Origin of the sequence: Streptomyces sp. RGM 3693 (genome assembly GCF_050471125.1) — a bacterium.
Classification (GTDB): Bacteria; Actinomycetota; Actinomycetes; order Streptomycetales; family Streptomycetaceae; genus Streptomyces.
This window is the reverse complement of sequence record NZ_JBMPPQ010000004.1, coordinates 697,497-712,644: the sequence shown is the minus strand read 5'-3', so window position 1 is coordinate 712,644 and position 15,148 is coordinate 697,497. Positions and strand designations below refer to the sequence as shown.

Below are 15,148 nucleotides of genomic sequence, written 5' to 3'. Positions count from 1 at the left end.
CCGGCACCGCGGCCGACCAGCCCGCGCAGCGGCCCCGCCCGCCGCAGGCGCAACGGCGAGAACGCCAACCACGTACGGCGAGGCCCCGCGCAGCGGCCCGGTGGGAAGCCCACGCCCTAGGCGACCAGCTCGGCCAGTACCCGCAGTGTCCGGGGATCGGGGGCGGTCACCAGTAGGTCGGTGATCGGTCCCGCGTGCCACGACGCCAGCCGTTCCGCGATCCGTTCGCGGGGGCCGATCAGCGAGATCTCATCGGCGAAGGCGTCCGGAACGGCCAGTACCGCTTCTTCCCTGCGGCCTTCGGCGAAGAGTCGCTGTACCCGCCGGGCCTCCTCCGCGAAGCCCATCCGCGCCATCAGATCGGCGTGGAAGTTCTTGGCCGCGTGTCCCATCCCGCCGATGTAGAAGCCGAGCATCGCCTTGACCGGCAGCAGCCCCTCGGCGACGTCGTCGCAGACCATGGCGCGCACCATGGGAGCGATCAGGAAGCCGTCCGGGGCGTCGGCCAGCGACTCCCGGTAGACCTCGGGGCGGGTGGGTGACCAGTACAGCGGCAGCCAGCCGTCCGCGATGCGGGTGGTCTGGGCGATGTTGCGGGGCCCTTCCGCGCCCAGCAGGACGGGCAGGTCGGCCCGCAGCGGATGGGTGATGGGCTTCAGCGGTTTGCCCAGGCCGGTGCCGTCCGGGCCCTGGTAGGGGTGGGGGTGGAAGCGGCCGTCGACCGTCACCGGGCCCTCGCGGGCCAGCACTTGGCGGATGACGGTCACGTATTCCCGGGTGGCGGTCAGCGGGCTCTTGGGGAACGGCCGGCCGTACCAGCCCTCGACGACCTGCGGCCCGGACAGCCCCAGGCCCAGCATCACCCGCCCGCCCGAGAGATGGTCGAGGGTGAGCGCGTGCATCGCGGTGGCGGTGGGGGTGCGGGCGGCCATCTGGGCGATGCCGGTGCCCAGTTTGATCCGGGAGGTGTGCGCGGCGATCCAGGTGAGCGCGGTGAACGCGTCGGAGCCCCAGGCTTCCGCGGTCCACACCGAGTCGTAGCCCAGGCGCTCGGCCTCGCGGGCGAGTTCGAGGTGCCGGGGGTCGGGGCCGCGGCCCCAGTAGCCGAGTGCCAGCCCGAGCCGCATGGGTCCGCCCCTCTTCCGATGACCGGTTGCCTACCGCGTCCTGACGGTGCGTCAGTTCGCTGGTCCGCGCACTGTACGGCGCCGCCGCGGACATGGCAACGGCCCCCCGCCCGCGAGGGCGAGGGGCCGGACCGGCCCGAAGGCCGCGACAGGACCGCGGGGTGCCGGCGGCGTCAGCCGCGCTGGATGCCGGTGGTGTCCTGGAGGATGCCGCGCCGGCCGTCCTGGGTCTGCGCGATCAGCGCGGCGCCGCGCTGCTCCACCGCGAGGTACCAGGTGCCGGGCGCCAGTTCGGCGATCGGCGACGGCGAGCCCTCCTCGCCGTACAGCGGGCGGGCCACCGGCACCGCGAACCAGAACGGGGAGAAGTCCGCCGGGCTACCGGCCGCCGCGGTGGCCCCCGCCGCACCGGCGACGGTGGCGTCGGACTCCCCGGCGGGAGCCTGCTGGCCGCCGTAGCCCTGGCCGGGCTGCTGCGGGCCGCCGGGCTGCTGCTGGCCGCCCGGGTAGCCGTAGCCGCCCGGCTGCTGGGCGCCGGGGTAGCCGTAGCCCTGGGTGCCGCCGGCGGCGCCGTACGGGCTGGCGACCTGCGGGCGCGGTGCGCCGACCAGGGCGACCTTCAGTGCCGGGACGAGCGGGGTGGCCACCGCGGCGCCCGCCTGGGCCAGCGCGGCGATCAGGCCGATGACCAGTCCGATGCCCGCGCCACGGCTGTCGATGATCGCCCAGAACGAGGTCCAGGCGGCGAACACGGACAGCGCCACGCCGAACTGCCCGATCTCCAGCCCGGCGACCTTGCGCGGCTGCGGCAGGGCCCGCGCCGTGACGATCAGCGCGGCCGCGATGACGCCGGCCAGGTAGACGCTCATCAGTAGGTGCAGCGATTGCCAGGCGTTTACGTCGCCGTACGAGTAGAGGCTGAGGAACGAGGCGATCAACAGCAGCACCGCTGCTCCGATCACCACGCCGTCGCCTCGACTGAGGGAGCGGATGTTCACGTAAAGGTCCTTTGTCGGTTTCGTGTTCCTGGTCGACTCGGTGAGGGCGTCGACGCTGTCGCTGGCGCGCGGTGCGAGGCACGGCGATGGCCCCCCATCGTAAAGGGAACCTATCGTCGAATCCTGTGGGCCGCCCGCGGGTATCGATGCGGCCCGCGGTCGGAAGTCCGTTCGGCGCGTCCGGAAGTTCGTTCAGCGCGTCAAGAAGTCCGTAATGCCCTCCGTGATCCCGCGGGCCGCCTTTTCCCGCCACTCCGCGTCGGTCAATTGCGCGGCGTCCTTCGGGTCGCGCATATTGCCGCACTCGATGAACACCTTCGGCACCGTGGAGAGGTTCAGTCCGCCGAGATCGGAGCGGATGTCCAGCCCGGTCCCGTGGCCGACGTAATTGGAACGGGCGCTTCCGGTCGCCGCCGCGAAACGGTCCGCCAGTCCCTCGCCCAGTTTCCGCGACGGCCCGACGATCCGGGAGGTGTCGGCCGTGCCCGCGGTGACCGGCGCCGGCAGGATGACGTGGAAGCCGCGGTTGCCGGCGGCCGACCCGTCGGCGTGGACCGAGACCGCGGCGTCGGCGTGCGCGCGGTTCCCCGCCGCGGCCCGCCCGTCCACGCACGGCCCGTACGCACGGTCGCCGTCCTGGGTGAGCACGACCTTGGCGCCCTCCTCCTGGAGCAGCGCCCGGGCCCGCCGGACGACGTCCAGCGTGAACGCCGCCTCGGCGTAGCCGCCGTTGGTGGCGGTGCCGGTGGTGTCGCACTCCTTGCGGTCGTTGCCGATGTCCACGAGCCGGGCGATCTGCGCCGTGTGGTCGCGGTTGCCCGGGTTGTGGCCGGGGTCGAGCAATACGGTCTTGCCCTGGAGGCGGTGCGGCCCGTCCGTGGGGGCCGGGCTGCCCGCACCGGCCGTGGGGGCGTCGCTGCCGGCCTCGCCCCCGTGTGCGGACGGCGAACCGGAGGCGGTGGCGCCGGCGGGGGAGGGGCCGCCGCCCGGCGACCGCCACACCAGCCAGCCGCCGACCCCGACGGCCATCACCACGGCCAACGCGATCAGCAGGATGCCGCGCGAGCGGCGGGGCGGAGGGAAAGTACTGCCGTTCGACACCTGCGCGATCGTAGCCTGCTCAGATTCCGGCCCCGGTCCGCCGCAGGACGCGCAGCGAACCGTGCACCGCGACCTCGGTGAACGCGCCGGACGCCAGGGCCCGGCAGTAGATGCGGTACGGGGCCTGGCCGCCGTCCGCCGGGTCCGGGAAGACGTCGTGGATCACCAGCAGCCCGCCGTCCGCGACGTGCGGGGCCCAGCCCTCGTAGTCGGCGGTGGCGTGCTCGTCGGTGTGCCCGCCGTCGATGAAGACCAGACCGGCCGGCGCCTGCCACAGGGCCGCGATCTGCGGCGAACGGCCGACCAGCGCGATCACCCGGTCCTCCAGGCCCGCCGCGTGCAGGGTGCGGCGGAAGGTGGTCAGGGTGTCCATCCGGCCGACGACCGGATCGACGACCTCCGGATCGTGGTACTCCCAGCCGGGCTGCTGCTCCTCGCTGCCCCGGTGGTGGTCCACGGTGACGGCCATCACCCCGGCGGCGCGCGCCGCCTCGGCGAGCAGCAGCGTGGAGCGGCCGCAGTAGGTGCCGATCTCCACCAGCGGCAGCCCCAGTGCGGCCGCCTCACCGGCCACCGCATACAGGGCGAGCCCCTCGTCCACCGGCATGAAACCCTTCGCCTCCTCGAACGCGGCGAGGATCTCCGGCCGGGGTGCGGTCGGGGCCGTGGGGGCGGTCATGGGCTTCCTCCTGGTGGATCCTGCGGGTGGTGTGGGCTGGGTGAGCTGGGTGAGCTGTGCGGGTCGTGCCTATGGATGGTGCCGTACGGGCCGCGCGATAACGGAACGGGGGTTCGTATCTCCGGATTCCGGGCCGGCTTCCGGGCGGGTTCCCGGCCGTACTGCGCGCCGGCGGGGCGGCCGGGGCGCCGTTCCCGTGGGACGGCACCGGAGAACCCCGGTAACCCCGAGAGCCGGAGAACTCGGCCTTCCCGCCCGCGACATGCTCCGGTTACCGGACGGCGCTTCCCGGCATCCGTGAATTCGCCGCATTCCGCACCCGTGGAACGAGAAGGGAAGGAGAGGAGCAGCGAGAGGGGGAGTGGGAGGAGGAGTGGGAGGGGGGAACGCGCACTCGTTCAAACGTCCCGCGTGGTGGTGTCGGGAACGGGTGGCGAAGCACCCGGGAACGGATGCCGGAAGCTTCCCGAAACCACACGGGGAAAGGCTGGTCGATAAACCGCCGCGCGGATCCGCGCCGGAATAGTGAACGGCCCGCACGAAATTCACCGAACCGTTTCCGGCCCAGGGCAGGACCGTTTTCCGCTGGTCGCTGGTCGCTGGTCGCTGGTCGCTGGTCGCTGGTCGCTGGTCGCTGGTCGCTGGTCGCTGGTCGCTGGTCGCTGGTCGCTGGTCGCTGGTCGCTGGTCGCTGGTCGCTGGTCGCTGGTCGCTGGTCGCTGGTCGCCGGGCAACCGACGTTCATCTGACCTTCCGTCAGATTGGAACGTGTTCTACTCTGCCGGGCATGGGCATCGGAATCACGCAGGACCATCGTGACCTCGCGGAGGCGGCGCGTGGCTGGGCGGCGCGGGCCGTACCGCCCGAAGACGTGCGCAAGCTGCTCGACGCCGCACCGGCGCGGACCGGCCGCCCCGCCCACTGGGACGGGCTCGCCAAACAGGGACTGCTCGGCCTCCACCTCCCGGAGGCCGACGGCGGGGGCGGCGGCGACTTGCTCGATCTCGCCGTCGTCCTGGAGGAGTTCGGCCGGGCCGCGCTCCCCGGCCCGTACCTGCCCACCGTCCTCGCCGCCACGCTGCTGCACCGCGGTGGCGCACCCCGGCACCTCGTGCGGGCGCTGGTCACCGGCGAGCGGATCGCCGCGGTCGCCCTCGGCAGCGGCTCGTTCACCGCGGTGGAGGGTGCCGACGGCTACCTCCTCGACGGCGCCGCCCCGCCCGTCCTCGCCGGCGGCGACGCCGATCTGTTCGTGCTCGCCGCGGAGGCCGCCACGGGGACGGTGTGGCTGGCGGTGGACGCCGCCGCACTCGCCGTCCGCGTCCAGGACAGCGCCGACCCGACCCGGCCGACCGCCGAGGTCCGCGCGGACGGCGCGACGGTCCCCGCCGACCGGCGGCTGGCGGTCGACGGCGCCCTGGTCCGCGACCTCGCCGGGGTGCTGTTCGCCGCGGAAGGCTGCGGAACCGCCGCCTGGGCGCTGCACACTGCCGCCGAGCACGCCGCGGTACGCGAGCAGTTCGGCCGCCCGATCGGCCAGTTCCAGGGCGTCAAGCACCTCTGCGCCGAGATGCTCGTCCGCTGCGAGCAGGCCCGCGCCCTGGTCTGGGACGCGGCCCGGGCCGGCGACGCACCGCCCGAGGTGCGCGGTCTGGTCGCCGCCCTGGCCACCGCGACCGCCCTGGACGCCGCCGTCGGCTGCGCCAAGGACTGCATCCAGGTCCTCGGCGGTATCGGCTTCACCTGGGAGCACGACGCCCACCTCCATCTGCGCCGCGCGGTCACCGCCCGTCAACTGCTCGGCGGCGGCGACACCCACCGGCTGCGCGCCGCCCGGCACGCCGCGGCCGGCGCCCGCCGCGAGCTCCGGCTGGAACTCCCCGCCGAGGCCGCGGAGTTCCGGGACCGGGCCCGCGCCGCCGTCGACCGGGCGTGCGGCCTGGACCCCGCCGGCGCCCGCCGCGCACTGGCCCCCACCGGATACGCCGCGCCCCATCTGCCCGCCCCGTACGGACGGGGCGCCGGCCCGGTCGAACAGCTCGCCATCCAGCAGGAAATGGCCGCCGCCGGTGTCCGGGTCGGCGAACTGGGCATCGCCACCTGGGTGGTGCCCGCGCTCCTCGCCCACGGCACCGCCGCGCAGCAGGAGCGGTACCTGCCGCCGACGCTGCGCGGTGACCTCCTGTGGTGCCAGCTGTTCTCCGAGCCGGAGGCCGGTTCCGACCTGGCCTCACTGCGCACTCGCGCGGAGCGCACCGCGGACGGCGGCTGGCGGGTCAACGGCCAGAAGGTGTGGACGTCGGCCGCCCAGGCGGCCGGCCACGGCATCCTGCTCGCCCGCACCGACCCGGACGCGCCCAAGCACCGCGGCCTGACCTTCTTCGTCATCGATATGTCGACTCCGGGGATCGACGTCCGCCCCCTGAAGGAGATCACCGGCGACGCCCTCTTCAACGAGGTCTACTTCGACGACGTGCTGCTGCCGGCGGACGCGGTGGTCGGCGCGGTCGACGACGGCTGGCGGGTCGCCCGCACCACCCTCGGCAACGAACGCGTCCACATGGCCGACCAGATGGCCTTCGACACCGGCCTGGAGGTGCTGCTGGGCCGCTCCGCCGAACTGGACGGCGCCGTCCGCGCCCGCGTCGGGGCGCTGCTGGCCGAGGCGCACGCGCTCGGCTGCATCGGGCTGCGCACCACGCTCCAGCAGGTGTCGGGCCGGGAGCCGGGTGCCGGCGCCAGCATCCGCAAGCTGGTGCAGACCGCACACCAGCAGAAGGTCGCCGACCTGGCCCTGGAACTGCTCGGCCCGGCCGGCGCGGTCCGCGAGGGCCCCGGCGAACGGGCCCTGCACGGCTTCCTGATGTCGCGCTGCCTGACCATCGCCGGCGGTACGACCCAGGTGCAGCTGAACGTCGTCGCCGAACGGCTCCTCGGCCTGCCCCGCGACCCGGAACCCCGCCCCCTCATCTGACCCCGCGGGCCGACACCCCGGCCCGTTCCCCCTCCGCCCGTTCCCGTTCCCTATCCGCCCCCGTCAGCTCTTTCCCTACCCGCTCCGCACCCGCTCCCCCCGCTCCGCATCTGCCCGTCACCTGGTCCCAGGAGGATTCGCATGGCCGGCACGGCGTACATCATCGGCGTCGGGATGACCCGGTTCGAGAAGCCGGAGACCCGCGATTGGCAGTACTGGGACATGGCGAAGGAGGCGGGCGGCGCGGCGCTCGCCGACGCCGGCATCGACTACGACGCCGTCGAGCAGGTACCGGCCGGCTACTGCTACCAGGCATCCACGGCCGGCCAGCGCGCCGTGTACGAACTGGGCCTGACCGGCGTCCCCGTCTACAACGTCAACAACAACTGCGCCACCGGTTCCACCGCGCTGATGATGGCCCGTCAGTTCGTCGCCTCGGGCCTCAACGACTGCGTACTGGCGCTGGGCTTCGAGAAGATGAAGCGCGGCGCGCTGGGGGCCGGCGCGGACGGCGGTGACTTCGCGTCTTCGCCGGTCGCCCGCCACTACGGGGTGATGGCCGCGGCACACGGCTTCGAGATGACCCCGCCCACCGCCCAGATCTTCGGCAACGCGGCCCGCGAGCACATGGAGCGCCACGGCACGACCGCCGAGCAACTCGCCATGGTCGGCGCCAAGAACCACCGGCACTCCGCACACAATCCGTACGCCCAGTTCCAGGACGTGTACACCGTCGAGGAGATCCTCGCCGCCCGCACCGTGCACCGTCCGCTCACCAAGCTCCAGTGCTCGCCGACCTCCGACGGCGCGGCGGCGGCGGTGGTCGCCTCCGAGCGCTTCGTCCGCGAGCACGGCCTGGCGGACCGCGCGGTGGAGATCGCTGGGCAGGCCATGACCACGGACACCGAGGAGAGCTTCGCCGCCGGCTCCTGCATCGACGTGGTCGGCGCGCCGATGAGCCGGGCCGCGGCCCGGAAGGTCTACGAGGCCAGCGGTCTAGGCATCGAGGACGTCGACGTGATCGAACTGCACGACTGCTTCTCGATCAACGAACTGCTGACGTACGAGGCGCTGGGGATGTGCGCGGTGGGCGAGTCGGGGAAGCTGGTCGCCGACGGCGCCACGACCTACGGCGGCCGCTGGGTGGTCAACCCGTCGGGCGGCCTGATCTCCAAGGGCCACCCACTGGGCGCCACCGGCCTGGCCCAGGCGGCCGAGCTGGTCTGGCAGCTCCGCGGCACGGCCGGCGACCGCCAGGTCCCCGGCGCCCGCGTCGGCCTCGCCCACAACATCGGCCTGGGCGGTGCGGCGGTGGTCACACTGCTACGGAAGTGAGGGCGATGGCGGGGGGAGGGGAGAGGGTGCGCGGGGCGACGGCGACGGGTGCGCGGGGGTGAGGGCCGGGCCGTGGGTGGCTAGGGCCGGGCGGCGGGGGCGAGGGCCAGACGGTGGAGAGTGGCCCTGCTGTCCACGTTAACTCCCGGTGCAGTGTGGGTAGTTGGTTCCCCGGGGGCCCGCGTGACCCCTAGGGGACCTTCGCCCCCACCCCCTAAGGCCCCCGCCCCGCCCTACGTCCTCCGGCCTAGGACCCGAGTGGTTGCCAGATGCACCGATATCCCGATGCGGTAGGTGAGCGTCCGGTGCGAGCATGGTGCGCATGCCCCCGATAGCCACATCCTCCACGCTGTCCGCGTCCGCGCGCCGGACGGCCGCGCCGGCCTGGCTGGTGATGCTGCTGGTCTGCGCCGGACAGTTCCTGGTCGTGCTGGACGTCTCCGTCGTGAACGTGGCACTGCCCGCCATGCGCTCCGGACTGGGCCTGTCCGAGCTGGGCCTGCAGTGGATCGTCAACGCTTACGTGATCACCTTCGCCGGCTTCATGCTGCTCGGCGGCCGGGCCGCCGACATCTTCGGCCGTAAGCGGATCTTCGTCGTCGGGCTGGCGCTGTTCACCGTCGCGAGCGCGGCCGGCGGGCTCGCCCAGCAGCCCTGGCAACTGATCGCCGCGCGCACCATCCAGGGCGTGGGGGCCGCGGTGCTCTCCCCGGCCACGCTCACCATCCTGACCACGTCGTTCCCGGCCGGCCCGGCCCGTACGCGGGCCATCGCGACCTGGACGGCGGTCGGTGCGGGCGGCGGCGCGGTGGGCGGCCTGGTCGGCGGGGTGCTCACCGAATACCTGTCATGGCGTTGGGTGTTGCTGATCAACGTGCCGGTGGGGGCGGCGGTGCTGACCGGTTCCGTGCTGTGGCTCGCCGAGAGTCGGCAGGGCGCCGCGCGGCGGCTGGACGTGCCCGGTGCGCTGCTGGTGACCGGCGGGCTCGGCCTGGTGGCGTACGGCATCGTGCAGACCGAGACGCACGGCTGGGGATCGGCGGCCGCGCTGCTTCCGCTGGTCGCCGGGCTGGTGGTGGTCGCGGTCTTCGTCGCCGTGGAGGCGCGCACCAAGGCGCCGCTGATGCCGCTGGGGCTGTTCCGGCTGCGGTCGGTCTCCTCGGCGAACGCGGCGATGGTGCTGTCCGGCGCCGCGATGTTCTCCATGTGGTACTTCCTGTCGCTCTACATGCAGAACGTCCTCTCCTACCCGCCCCTGTGGGCCGGACTCTCCTTCCTCCCGCACTCGCTGTGCATCGTGCTGGGTTCGAAGCTCGCGCCCCGGCTGATGAACCGCCTCGGAGCCAAGACGCTGGCGATCGGCGGTGCGGTGATCTCGCTGGCCGGGATGGTGTGGCAGAGCACGATGACGGTGGACGGGACGTACCTCGGAACGATCCTCGGCCCCGGCATCCTGATGGCGCTGGGCGCCGGACTGACCGCGACGCCGGTCGCCGCCATCGCCACCTCCGGCGCCGACCCGGCCGACCAGGGCCTGGTCTCCGGCCTGATCAACACCTCGCGGCAGATGGGCGGCGCGCTGGGCCTGTCGGTGCTCTCCACCGTCGCGGCCTCGCAGGTCGCCGCGGGGCACGGCCGGGCGGCCCTGGCCAGCGGCTACGGCACGGCCTTCGCGGTCGGCGCGATGGCGCTGGCCGTCAGCATCGTGCTGATGCTGCTGGCGCTGCCGCGCCGGCGGACGGACGTCGCCCACGGCTGACCACGGCCCGGCCGGCAGGCCCGTGGTCCGGCCGTGGGTCTGCCGGCCGCTACAGCCAGCCGTTGCGGCGGGCCGCTCGGACCGCCTCCATGCGGTTACGGGTGCCGGTCTTGCCGATGGCGGCCGAGAGGTAGTTGCGGACCGTGGCCTGCGAGAGGTGCAGCTTGGCGGCGATGTCGGAGACCGTCGCGCCGTCCACGGCGGCGGTGAGGACGTCCTGTTCGCGTTGGGTCAGCGGGTTGGGGCCGGCGCTCAGGGCCGCGGCGGCCAGGCCCGGGTCGATCACCCGCTCACCGGCCAGCACCCGGCGGATCGCCGCCGCCAGGTCCTCCACCGGGCCGTCCTTCACCAGGAAACCGGACGCCCCGGCCTCCATGGCGCGGCGCAGATAACCGGGCCGCCCGAACGTCGTCACGATCAGCACCTTGCACGACGGCAGTTGGTCGCGCAGATCGGCGGCGGCGTCCAGGCCGCTGCGTCCGGGGAGTTCGATGTCCAGGAGCGCGACGTCCGGGCGGGTCTCCAGCGCGGCGTCGACGATCTGGTCACCGGCCGGGACCTGGGCCACCACCTCCATGTCGTCCTCAAGGTTGAGCAGCAGCGCCAGGGCGCCCAACATCATCCGCTGGTCTTCGGCCAGCAGGAGCCTGATCACCCGGCCCACTCCTCCGTATCCGCCAGATCGCCCGCGCCCACCGGAAGTTCGGCGGTGACGCGGAAACCACGCCGGCCTTCGGGGCCGCTGCGCAGCGTGCCGCCCGCCGCGGCCAGTCGCTCGGTCAGCCCTATCAGGCCCGTACCGCCCACCGATCCGGGGACGGCGCCGGACGAGGCGGTGGACCCGCCCGCGTCGGACGCACCGGAGCTTACGGGACCGTGGCCGTCGTCCGTGATCGTCAGCCGCACCCGGTCGTCGTCCGCGTGCACCTCGATCTCGCAGCGGGTGGCGCCGCTGTGCCGGACGGTGTTGGTGACGCCCTCGCGGACCACCCAGCCCAGCAGCGCCTCGGCCTGTGTGGGCAGTGGCGGTCCGGCGCGCCGCACCACTGCCTCGATCCCGGCGCCGTCCAGCGCCGAACGGGCCCGGTCCAGTTCGGTCGCCAGGCTGCCCTCGCGGTAGCCGGTGACCGCCTCGCGTATCTCGGTCAGCGCCTGCCGGCCCACCGCCTCGATGTCGGCGGCCTGCGCCATCGCCGCGTCGAGGTTGCGGGGCGCCAGCCGGCGGACCGCCTCGGCCTTCACCACCACCACCGACAGGGTGTGGCCCAGCAGGTCGTGCAGATCGCGGGAGAATCGCAGCCGCTCCTTCTCCACGGCGCTGCGGGCCAACTCCTGGCGGGTGGCCCGCAGCTCGTGGATGGTGTCGAAGAGGCTGAGGACGGTGGCCGTGACCATCCCGGACAGGAACGTGCCGTAGCCGATGCCGAACGAGCCCCAGGCGTTCTCGTCCCACCAGCCGGACAGGAACCCGGCCGTCCCGCTGAGCGCGATGAGCCAGATCCCGAGCGGTTTGCCGCGCAGCGCCCGCACCGTACCGGAGGCCAGCGACAGCAGCGGGAAGAACAGGAACCAGTTGCCCCCGAAGCCGAGCGCGATGGCGAAGGTGACGGCGGTCAGCGCGGCCAGTGCGTAGACCGGGCGGCGGGTGTCGCGCAGCCGGGGGTTGAAGGCGGCGAAGACGACGGTCACGTAGAGGGAGTTGAAGGCGAGGAGGCCGGCGCCGGCCAGCCAGGGGTTGCCGGACTTGCCCTGGATGACGTTGGAGAACGCGCCCAGCCCCATCAGCAGCCAGGGCAGGAAGGCGTACCGGCCGGGGCCCTTCTCCTTCTCGTCGGCCGGCTGCGTCGCCGCTCCGCACGCCGACCGTTCCACCGCGCCGTCGGGCGCTTGGCGCCGGTCCCACTGCTGTCTGATCCGCTTCATGTCGTCCCTTGCCCCGTGCCGAACTCATCGCCGCGCGTGCCGGCGGGAAGGCGCCTGCCGGCCGTCACGCAGTCCGTCGTACCGCTGGTCACAGTGTCTGTGCCGCCCGGCGGTACGCGTACACCGCGTAACCGCCGAAGAGTGCCAGCCAGGCGGCCAGTACCGCCACTGTCGTCAGTCCCGGTGCGTCGCCGTGCGCGACGCTCAGGCCGAGGTCGGCGAAGCGGTTGGCGGGTGTCCAGGAGGACAGCGCGCGCAGCCAGCCGGGGAACGCCTGGACCGGGAACCACAGCCCGCCGACCACGGAAAGCAGCAGCAGGCAGCCGGTGTTGACCAGCCCGGTGGCCTGCGAGGAGAGGCGGTAGCCGTTGCCGAGGCCGAGCAGGGTGAACGGTATGGTGCCCAGCCACAGCAGCACGACCAGCGCGGCCCACTGCCAGGCCGCCATCCGGACGCCGTTGACCAGCCCGCCCACCAGGAGCACCGCGCCGATGGCCGGCAGCACCGTCACCGCGCCGGTCAGCCCGCGGCCCGCCACCACCTGCGCCGGGGTCAGCGGGGTGATCCGCAGTTGCCGCAGCCAGCCCAGGCCCTTGTCCTCGGCGACGCCGTTGCCGAGGCCGAGCGCCGCCCCCAACGCGCCGTACGCCGCGAGGCCGACCATGGAGGAGACCTTCCACGCGTCGGCCGCCGCGCCGGCCCCGGCGCCGACATGGGTGAACAGCACGTACATCAGCACCGGCATCCCGATCCCGAAGAGCACGAAGCCCTTGTCGCGCAGGGTGCGGCGGACTTCCAGGCGGACGTAGTCGAGCATCACACCGTCTCCTTCGTGGGCCGGGCGTCGGTGGCCGGGGGCGTCGTGGTGGTCAGGGCCAGGAAGGCGTCCTCCAGGCTGGCCGGGGCGACCTGGAGGCCGCGGATCAGATCGAGGTCGGCCAGTGCGCGGACCGTGGCGTCGGAGTCCGTGGTGCGCAGCCGGGCGCGGTCGCCGTGGATCTCCACCGCGCACACCCCGGGCAGTCCGGTCAGCGGCTCGCTGCTCGCGCCGGCGAGGTCGAGGGAGACCGATGCGCCGCCGGCCCGCCGCCTGATCTCCGCACCGCTGCCGTCGGCCGCCACCCGGCCGCGGTCGAGCACCACGATCCGGTCGGCGTGCTCGTCGGCCTCCTCCAGATAGTGGGTGGAGAAGAGCACGGTGTTGCCACGGCGGGCGTAGCTGCGCATCGAGGCCCAGAAGGCGCGCCGCGCCTCCACGTCCAGCGCCGCGGTGGGCTCGTCCAGCACCAGGAGTTCGGGGTTGCCGGCCAGGGCCACCGCGAAGCGGACGCGCTGTGCCTGGCCCCCGGAGAGCCGGTCGATCCGGCGCCCGGCGAACGCGTCGAGGCCGGCCAGTTCCAGGGCCTCGTCGACGTCCATCGGGCGGGGGTAGGTGGCGGCGACGAAGCCGACCAACTCGCGGACGGTGACCCGCGGGATGGGCTTGCCGTCCTGGAGCATCGCGCCCACTCTGCCCGCCCGCACGGCCGACTCCGGGGTGCCGCCGAACAGCCTGACCTCCCCGTCGGTGGGTGGCAGCAGGCCCAGCAGCATGTTGAGGGTGGTGGACTTGCCCGCGCCGTTGCGCCCGAGCAGCGCCACGGTTTCGCCCGGGGCGATCGTCAGCTCCAGCCCGTCCACGGCCCGCACCGCGCCGTAACTGTGGGTGACGCCGGTGAACGTCACCGCGGTGCCCGCCGGCCCGGCCGCCCCGGTCGCGCCGGGTGCCCGCACCCTGCTCGTGGTCCTTGCCATTACTGCCTCCCCGTTGTGTCGGCGCGGCTCTCCGCGCCGGTCGTCGTCGCCGACCGGCCGCGTGAGGTCCGTGCCGTGCGGTGTGCGGTGACGTCTTCACCCGCTGTCTCAGAGATTACGGAGAGTTGCCGACGTGCGGCAGGTGCGAATGTGTGTAAAGACCTCTGACAAATGTCATGTGTCGGCGGGCCGGAAGGTGCGGACCCCGGGGCGCCGGCCGGCGCGGTCGGCCGCCCCGGGCCGCCCCGGGCTTCCCTCATCTGACATACCGTCAGGGGTCTTCCGGGCGTGGCCCGCATCGGCTATACATGACAGCCATCGGCTAGAACGCGTTCTAGAAGTGCAGTGCGCCGGGCGCCGGCGGAGTGCGCCGACGAGCGCGGGCCCGCCGATCCGATACGACCCCGGCGCGGCCGACGGTGCGGACGGTCGGGCCGGGGTCTCACACCGTGGTGAAGGAGCAGCACCCCCATGCCCATCGACGCCGCCAAGGCCACCTCCGCCGAGCCTCGGACCACCGAACTCGTCTGGGACCACAAGGACGTCCAGCTCTACCACCTCGGCATCGGTGCCGGTGCGGCCACCCCGGAGAATCCGCACGCCGCCACCGACCCGGACGAACTCCGGTACACCCTGGAGAGCGCCCTGCACGTGCTCCCCAGCTTCGCCACCGTCGCGGGCGGCAGGATGGCGCTGGCCGGCGGGCTCTCCGCCCCCGGTATCGACGTCGACCTGGCCGCCGTCCTCCACGGCGGACAGACCGTCACCGTGCACCGTGCCCTCCCCGTGCGCGGCCGCGCCACCCAGACCTCCACCGTCCCGGCCGTCTACGACAAGGGCAAGGCGGCCGTCATCGTGCTGCGCTCCGAAGTGGCCGACGAGGACGGCCCGTTGTGGACCTGCGACACCCAGATCTTCGTCCGGGGCGAGGGCGGCTTCGGCGGGGAACGGGGACCCTCGGTCCGCGGCGAACTCCCCGACCGGGCGCCCGATCTGACCACCGAACGCCTCGTCCGCGAGGACCAGGCGCTGCTGTACCGCCTCTCCGGCGACTGGAACCCGCTGCACGCCGACCCGGAGTTCGCCAAGCTCGCCGGGTTCGACCGGCCGATCCTGCACGGCCTGTGCTCCTACGGGGTGACGCTCAAGGCGGTGGTGGACGCAGCCCTGGACGGGGACGTCTCGCGGGTGCGGTCGTACACGACGCGGTTCGCGGGGGTGGTGTTCCCGGGGGAGACGCTGCGGATCCGCCTGTGGCGGGAGCAGTCGGAGGAGGGCGAGGGCGGCCGCATCCGGGTGTCGGTCACCGCGGCCGAGCGGGACGACGCACCGGTGTTGGCGGACACGGTGGTCGAGCACAGCACAACAGGCCCGTCCGGCGATTGAGGACGAGCGGCCGCCAGGCCGCGACAGCCCCGACGGCTGGCCGGGCCGGGGTCGGAATGTCGTACGTACGAGA

12 protein-coding genes are annotated in these 15,148 nt (G+C 73.5%); 4 read left to right on the top strand and 8 right to left on the bottom strand.

Annotated features, from left to right (window positions below; translation table 11 throughout):
* Positions 1-116 precede the first annotated feature (116 nt).
* The 4 genes from ACO0M4_RS39410 to ACO0M4_RS39395 form a co-directional block, all read right to left on the bottom strand.
* The gene (locus tag ACO0M4_RS39410; RefSeq protein ID WP_430376016.1) at positions 117-1,127 is read right to left on the bottom strand and encodes an LLM class F420-dependent oxidoreductase; all 1,011 of its coding nucleotides are present in this window, start codon (positions 1,125-1,127) and stop codon (positions 117-119) included.
* A 173-nt stretch (positions 1,128-1,300) separates the two neighbouring features.
* Positions 1,301-2,125 (bottom strand): DUF5336 domain-containing protein, encoded by an 825-nt coding sequence (locus ACO0M4_RS39405; RefSeq protein ID WP_430376014.1) that lies wholly within the window; start codon positions 2,123-2,125, stop codon positions 1,301-1,303.
* Between the two features lie 192 nt (positions 2,126-2,317).
* Positions 2,318-3,226, bottom strand: a complete 909-nt coding sequence (locus ACO0M4_RS39400) for an N-acetylmuramoyl-L-alanine amidase (protein WP_430376012.1) — start codon at positions 3,224-3,226, stop codon at positions 2,318-2,320.
* Between the two features lie 19 nt (positions 3,227-3,245).
* Positions 3,246-3,905: a class I SAM-dependent methyltransferase gene (locus tag ACO0M4_RS39395; protein WP_430376010.1), complete on the bottom strand. Its 660-nt coding sequence runs from the start codon at positions 3,903-3,905 to the stop codon at positions 3,246-3,248.
* Between the two features lie 786 nt (positions 3,906-4,691).
* Between ACO0M4_RS39395 and ACO0M4_RS39390 the strand changes: the two genes are divergently transcribed.
* From ACO0M4_RS39390 to ACO0M4_RS39380, 3 genes are all read left to right on the top strand, one after another.
* Positions 4,692-6,878, top strand: a complete 2,187-nt coding sequence (locus ACO0M4_RS39390; RefSeq protein WP_430376008.1) for an acyl-CoA dehydrogenase — start codon at positions 4,692-4,694, stop codon at positions 6,876-6,878.
* Between the two features lie 141 nt (positions 6,879-7,019).
* A complete protein-coding gene (locus ACO0M4_RS39385; RefSeq protein ID WP_430376006.1) occupies positions 7,020-8,213 on the top strand; it encodes a lipid-transfer protein in 1,194 nt (397 codons plus the stop codon).
* A gap of 313 nt (positions 8,214-8,526) precedes the next feature.
* Positions 8,527-9,972 (top strand): MFS transporter, encoded by a 1,446-nt coding sequence (locus ACO0M4_RS39380; RefSeq protein ID WP_430376004.1) that lies wholly within the window; start codon positions 8,527-8,529, stop codon positions 9,970-9,972.
* A 49-nt stretch (positions 9,973-10,021) separates the two neighbouring features.
* Here ACO0M4_RS39380 and ACO0M4_RS39375 read toward each other — a convergent pair whose 3' ends face one another.
* The 4 genes from ACO0M4_RS39375 to ACO0M4_RS39360 all read right to left on the bottom strand — a co-directional run bounded on the left by ACO0M4_RS39375 (position 10,022) and on the right by ACO0M4_RS39360 (position 13,620).
* A complete protein-coding gene (locus ACO0M4_RS39375; protein WP_430376002.1) occupies positions 10,022-10,627 on the bottom strand; it encodes a response regulator in 606 nt (201 codons plus the stop codon).
* A complete protein-coding gene (locus ACO0M4_RS39370; RefSeq protein WP_430376000.1) occupies positions 10,624-11,895 on the bottom strand; it encodes a histidine kinase in 1,272 nt (423 codons plus the stop codon). The genes ACO0M4_RS39375 and ACO0M4_RS39370 overlap by 4 nt, the downstream gene beginning before the upstream one ends.
* A gap of 88 nt (positions 11,896-11,983) precedes the next feature.
* The gene (locus ACO0M4_RS39365; protein WP_430375998.1) at positions 11,984-12,712 is read right to left on the bottom strand and encodes an ABC transporter permease; all 729 of its coding nucleotides are present in this window, start codon (positions 12,710-12,712) and stop codon (positions 11,984-11,986) included.
* The gene (locus ACO0M4_RS39360; protein WP_430376073.1) at positions 12,712-13,620 is read right to left on the bottom strand and encodes an ABC transporter ATP-binding protein; all 909 of its coding nucleotides are present in this window, start codon (positions 13,618-13,620) and stop codon (positions 12,712-12,714) included. Before ACO0M4_RS39360 ends, ACO0M4_RS39365 begins: the two co-directional genes overlap by 1 nt.
* A gap of 540 nt (positions 13,621-14,160) precedes the next feature.
* Here ACO0M4_RS39360 and ACO0M4_RS39355 point away from each other — a divergent pair.
* Positions 14,161-15,075 carry a MaoC/PaaZ C-terminal domain-containing protein gene (locus tag ACO0M4_RS39355; protein WP_430375997.1) on the top strand — a complete coding sequence of 305 codons (915 nt, stop codon included), beginning with the start codon at positions 14,161-14,163 and terminating at the stop codon, positions 15,073-15,075.
* Positions 15,076-15,148 lie beyond the last annotated feature (73 nt).

Coding starts and splice junctions, on each gene's coding strand:
- ACO0M4_RS39385 (WP_430376006.1), top strand. CDS start 7,020: ATGGCCGGCACGGCGTACATCATCGGCGTCGGGATGACCCGGTTCGAG.
- ACO0M4_RS39370 (WP_430376000.1), bottom strand. CDS start 11,895: ATGAAGCGGATCAGACAGCAGTGGGACCGGCGCCAAGCGCCCGACGGC.
- ACO0M4_RS39390 (WP_430376008.1), top strand. CDS start 4,692: ATGGGCATCGGAATCACGCAGGACCATCGTGACCTCGCGGAGGCGGCG.
- ACO0M4_RS39410 (WP_430376016.1), bottom strand. CDS start 1,127: ATGCGGCTCGGGCTGGCACTCGGCTACTGGGGCCGCGGCCCCGACCCC.
- ACO0M4_RS39365 (WP_430375998.1), bottom strand. CDS start 12,712: ATGCTCGACTACGTCCGCCTGGAAGTCCGCCGCACCCTGCGCGACAAG.
- ACO0M4_RS39355 (WP_430375997.1), top strand. CDS start 14,161: ATGCCCATCGACGCCGCCAAGGCCACCTCCGCCGAGCCTCGGACCACC.
- ACO0M4_RS39395 (WP_430376010.1), bottom strand. CDS start 3,905: ATGACCGCCCCCACGGCCCCGACCGCACCCCGGCCGGAGATCCTCGCC.
- ACO0M4_RS39380 (WP_430376004.1), top strand. CDS start 8,527: ATGGTGCGCATGCCCCCGATAGCCACATCCTCCACGCTGTCCGCGTCC.